The sequence below is a fragment of the Streptomyces sp. H39-S7 genome, from assembly GCF_027158205.1.
In the GTDB taxonomy this organism is placed as follows: Bacteria; Actinomycetota; Actinomycetes; order Streptomycetales; family Streptomycetaceae; genus Actinacidiphila.
This window is the reverse complement of sequence record NZ_JAPVLU010000121.1, coordinates 1-4268: the sequence shown is the minus strand read 5'-3', so window position 1 is coordinate 4268 and position 4268 is coordinate 1. Positions and strand designations below refer to the sequence as shown.

Annotated in this window: 3 protein-coding genes; 2 read left to right on the top strand and 1 reads right to left on the bottom strand. The window is 70.0% G+C overall.

The genetic code is table 11. The features are described from left to right. The coding region (locus O3X23_RS43630; RefSeq protein WP_269280889.1) for an AfsR/SARP family transcriptional regulator at positions 1 to 1249 on the bottom strand (1249 nt) is incomplete at its 3' end. 1223 nt (positions 1250 to 2472) lie between these two features. On the opposite strand from O3X23_RS43630, the gene O3X23_RS43625 reads away from it, so the two are divergent. Both O3X23_RS43625 and O3X23_RS43620 read left to right on the top strand, forming a co-directional pair. Beyond that, the gene (locus O3X23_RS43625; protein WP_269280886.1) at positions 2473 to 3069 is read left to right on the top strand and encodes a hypothetical protein; all 597 of its coding nucleotides are present in this window, start codon (positions 2473 to 2475) and stop codon (positions 3067 to 3069) included. Between the two features lie 194 nt (positions 3070 to 3263). Continuing rightward, complete coding sequence (locus tag O3X23_RS43620) at positions 3264 to 4169, top strand: S41 family peptidase (RefSeq protein ID WP_269280883.1); 906 nt, start codon at positions 3264 to 3266, stop codon at positions 4167 to 4169. Positions 4170 to 4268 lie beyond the last annotated feature (99 nt).

Here is a 4268-nt window from a genome sequence, read left to right as displayed (position 1 = left end):
CCATGCGGCCCTGGACGAAGTAGACCGCCCACAGCCCGACCAGCCCGGCCAGCAACTGCGGCGGTCTGTTGAGGCGTTCGGCCAGAGCGACCGACCTCTCCACTGCCTTCTGCACCTCGGGAGAGGAATAGCCCTGCAACGCGGTGAGCGGCGCGGACATCGCCTGGAGTAGGTCCAGCTCCCGGACGTCGCGGTCGCGCCCCGACAGCCGGGCCGCCAGGACCAGGCAGCGCCGGTAGAGCCGGACGGCTTCGGCGTGGGCGAACATCCCGGCGGCCACTTCGGCGGCCCGGGCGAAGTAGTCCAGTGCGCGGTCCGGGCGGCCGCCCCGGTCGTACTGCTCGGCGAGCGTGGCCGCGACCTCGTCGAGGCCACCGCGGTGGAGGAGTTCGACGCCCTGGGCCAGTCGCCGGTGCAGCAGCCAGCGCCGGGCGGGAGTGACCGACGCGTAGGCCGCGTCGCGGAGCAGGTCGTGGGAGAAGTCGTAGCCGGTGGGCTGCACCCGCAGGATCCGGTGCCGCCAGAGTTCGTCAACCGCCCGCACCAGGGTGTCGGGGCTCGGAGTCATGTCGAGCTCCTGCTCCAGCACCGACGCACACCGGTGATACGTGCTCATCGCGGCGGCCCGGTCCCCGGACTCCATCTGCAGGTCCATCAACCGGCGGTAGCCGGCCTCTTCGTGCGGCTCGAGCCGGATCCTGAACCGGGCGACCTCCACCGCCCGTAACGGGTCCCCGGCATCGAGCCAACCGGTCACGGCCAGGTCGCAGAGATCGACGCATTCCCGCCGCAGGCGCTCCCTCTCGTCGATGATCCAGCTGTCGAAGGACCCCGGCGCGAGGTCCCCGCGGTATTCGCCGATCGCCGCAGCCGCATGGGTGAGAAATCCGATCCGGTCTCCCGTTGCCCGGGCCGACATCGCCGCCGCCCGTTCCGTGCCGAACACCCGGACGTCCACCCGGCACGACGGACTGTCGACCCACCCCAGCGTCGCGGAGCCGATCACCAGCGACGGGTCCGGGCCGAGGAGGATCCGGAGATGGTGGAGCTCGCGCCGGAGGTTGGTCCTCGCCTGGGCCTCCGCGGAATCGGGCCAGAAGACAGCCGCGAGATGCCGCCTGCTCTGTGCCATCCCCGCACGCAGCACCAGGTAGCCCAGCAGCGCGACCGCCCGTGACGATTGCGGCGTGGCGTCGGAGTCCTGGCCGGCAACGATGCGTTGCTCGCCCAGCAGCCGGATCTCCTTCATGGCGCCGACCTCCCCGGCCCGGCCGACCGTGGCCGCCCGACCACACCTGACGCGACGGAACCACTGCCGTCGCGGCCGATACTCCTCACGGTAGTCGCCGCGACCGAGTTCAACGATGGGAATGTGCCGTCCCGTTGAGCCAACGGGCTCCACCACGGTGGCGATCCCCGGGCTCCCGGGGCTCGCGCGTGCCGGGACAGGCCGGGTCATGCGGTTCGCCCGGGCCGGCCGGCCCGCCCGGAGAGCAGCGGACCACAGGGCCCATGCGGTCTGCACCCGCCCAAGAACCCACACTTGATCGGCAGCCAGGACTCGCCGAACGGCCCGATGAACGACAGCCCGCTTTCCGTGGCCGTGGGCCTCGCGAACCCGGGCCATCCCGAAGTCTGGGTGAAGGCACTGGACCCGTGAACCGTGGCAACGTCGCTCGCGGCGCGTGAACCAGCCTCCGTGATCGCGATTTCCGTTGACGATTTTGCTTTAGGGCATTCGGGTGGTGCGGGCGCTGTACTGGAACTGCCCGGGACCTGTGATTGCTCTTGAACGGTGTCAAGCAAGGCACCGATGTGGGAGGTTCGAATGGATTCCTGGCAGCACTCTCCAACGGCGCCGACCGTCGCACACTTCGTTGTCGACCCGTACCGCTGCCCCGGTGCGGACGCGTTCGACGCCTCGGGATCCGCAGCCCCCACAGGTGACGGACTCGGCGGTGGATTCTGGCCCGCTCCTGTCGACGATGACGGGCCGGTCCGACTGGCGCCTCCGGACCCGCGGGAACGCTGGGAGATTCTGCTGCCTCCGGCGGACCGACGCCGCCTGGAGCTGAACGTTCTCCTGACCGCAGCGGGTATCGCCCCGGCACCCGGTGACCGTCAGGCCATCGAAGCCCTTTCGAGCCTCGACGACGCGCCACGAGCCGGGACGCGGAACGCGCCTTCGGCCGGCAGGAGACCGTCAGCCCCACACCGAACCGCAGGCAAGCACACCCGACGCTCGATGGGGCCTCGTAGCGGCGCCGGTCATGTGATCGCCTCCTCGGCGGCACCACCCGGTCCGTCGCAGCTTGAGGACGACTGACGGACTGATCCGGCGAGGGCGTGCGTCACGATGGGCGCAGAGTGGGATTTGGCTGACAATGCCCGGAGGTGTCCGGCACTGTTGCGTGGATGAGTAGATTATCGGGGTGTGCGCGCCGGTGAGCCCGGCCGATCCTGCTGGCCCTGATGCTCACCCTGGGGCTGCTGCGCGACCGGACCCGTGACCCGGACCGGGCCGATCCGGCGCCGGTGCCCTTGCTGCCGTCGGTCTCCACCTGGGACCCGGTCAGCGAGTCGCTGGACGACTGGATCATGGGCACCGTGGCCACCTCGTACTACGGCGGGCGTGAAGACATCCCGCGGCGCCTGCTGATCGCGCGGCTGTTGCTGCCGGTCCTGGACGGCCTCGACGAGATCCCCGAGACGGCCCGCCGCAGCGCGGTGCGCGCCGTCAACCATGCGTGCGGCGATGGCCGCCGCATCGTGGTGACCTGCAGGTCGGCGGAGTACCAGGACGTGATCGAGGGCGGCTCACCGGTGCTGCGGCGCGCGCCGGTGGTGGAGATCGTCCTTGTGTCCCTCAACGACGCCACCGCCTACCTGGCCGACGTCAGCTGGCCTGCTGACGTCGACTGGGGGCCGGTGCACGCCCGGCCGCACGCCGATCCGACCGGCCACCTGGCGGCTGCCCTGTCCACTCCTGTCGGAATCTCAGGTACGTCGCGACAGCGTATGTGCCAGTCGGACAGGGCCCTTGCCTGTGGCACTCGAGGCGCACGGTGACGGGCTCAGAGTCGTGACCATCCCTCACAAACGAACGACACCGTCACGTCTGTGACCATTTCCCAAGATCTGGGCCAGAACCCGACTCACCCCCAAGCCATCCTGTGGAGGCGGCAGGTGGGAAAGCCGATCACGCGTACCAGAGGTGTCCCACTCTTTGACGCGTTCGCAAGGGCAATGTTCTACTCCCTGCCGTGACGACTCCAACGAAACTTTCGCCGGCCCCTGTTATCGACGAGACAGCCCGGCTTCTGACCGAGCATTACGTCTTCCCCGAGATAGCCGAACAGCTCGCCGATCTGCTGCAACGACGCCTCATCGAGGGCGCCTACGACGTCGACGACGCCGAGGAGCTCGCCCGGCTGGTCACCGCGGACCTGCAGTCCGTCAACAGCGACCGACACCTGAGACTGAAGCACCACGCTGACCCGGTGTTCCCGACGCAGGGGGCGGCCACCCTGGACGCCATGCGCCGGGACTTCGACACCTCGCTGGGCGGTGCGCCCCGGGTGCAGTTGCTCGACGGAGGGGTCGCCGTGGTGGAGTTGGCACCGATGCTGTTTCCGTTGGAGTGGGCCGCCGAACCGCTGGGCGCCGCGCTCACCCTGGTCTCCCGCGCCGCGGCGCTGATCGTGGACCTTCGCGCCAACCGTGGCGGCGACCCGGACACGGTCGCCTTCGTCTGCAGCTATCTCCTGGACGAGCGCACCCACCTCAACACCATGTGCTGGCGCGGCGAAAAGCGCAGCGAGCAGTCCTGGAGCCTGCCGCACGTTCCCGGCGCGCGCTTCGGCGGCAGCAAGCCGCTGTATGTGCTGTCCAGCGACAGCACATTCTCTGCCGCTGAGGAACTGGCGTACGACCTCCAGCAGCTCGGCCGCGCCGTAGTCGTCGGCGAGCCCACCCGCGGCGGCGCACACCCGTGCAAGGGCTGGACCGTGCATCCACATCTGGAAGTCACCGTCCCCCTTGGCCGCGCCATCAACCCGGTCTCCAACACGAACTGGGAGGGCGTCGGCGTGCAGCCGGACATCCCTTGCGCTGCTGCCGACTCGCTCGACCGCGCTCACGCGCTGGCCCTCGCCCGACTGGCAGGCTGACCCGGTCCAGCTCAACGACAGCCTCGCGCGCAGCACCTCCCCCTCCCCACGCCGGCGGCCGACTCGGCGCCGGAGAGCCCCGTCTCCGGCGGCCCCCAG

Excerpts from the sequence above, each read along its gene's own strand:
- O3X23_RS43625 (WP_269280886.1), top strand. The coding sequence starts at position 2,473 with ATGCTCACCCTGGGGCTGCTGCGCGACCGGACCCGTGACCCGGACCGG.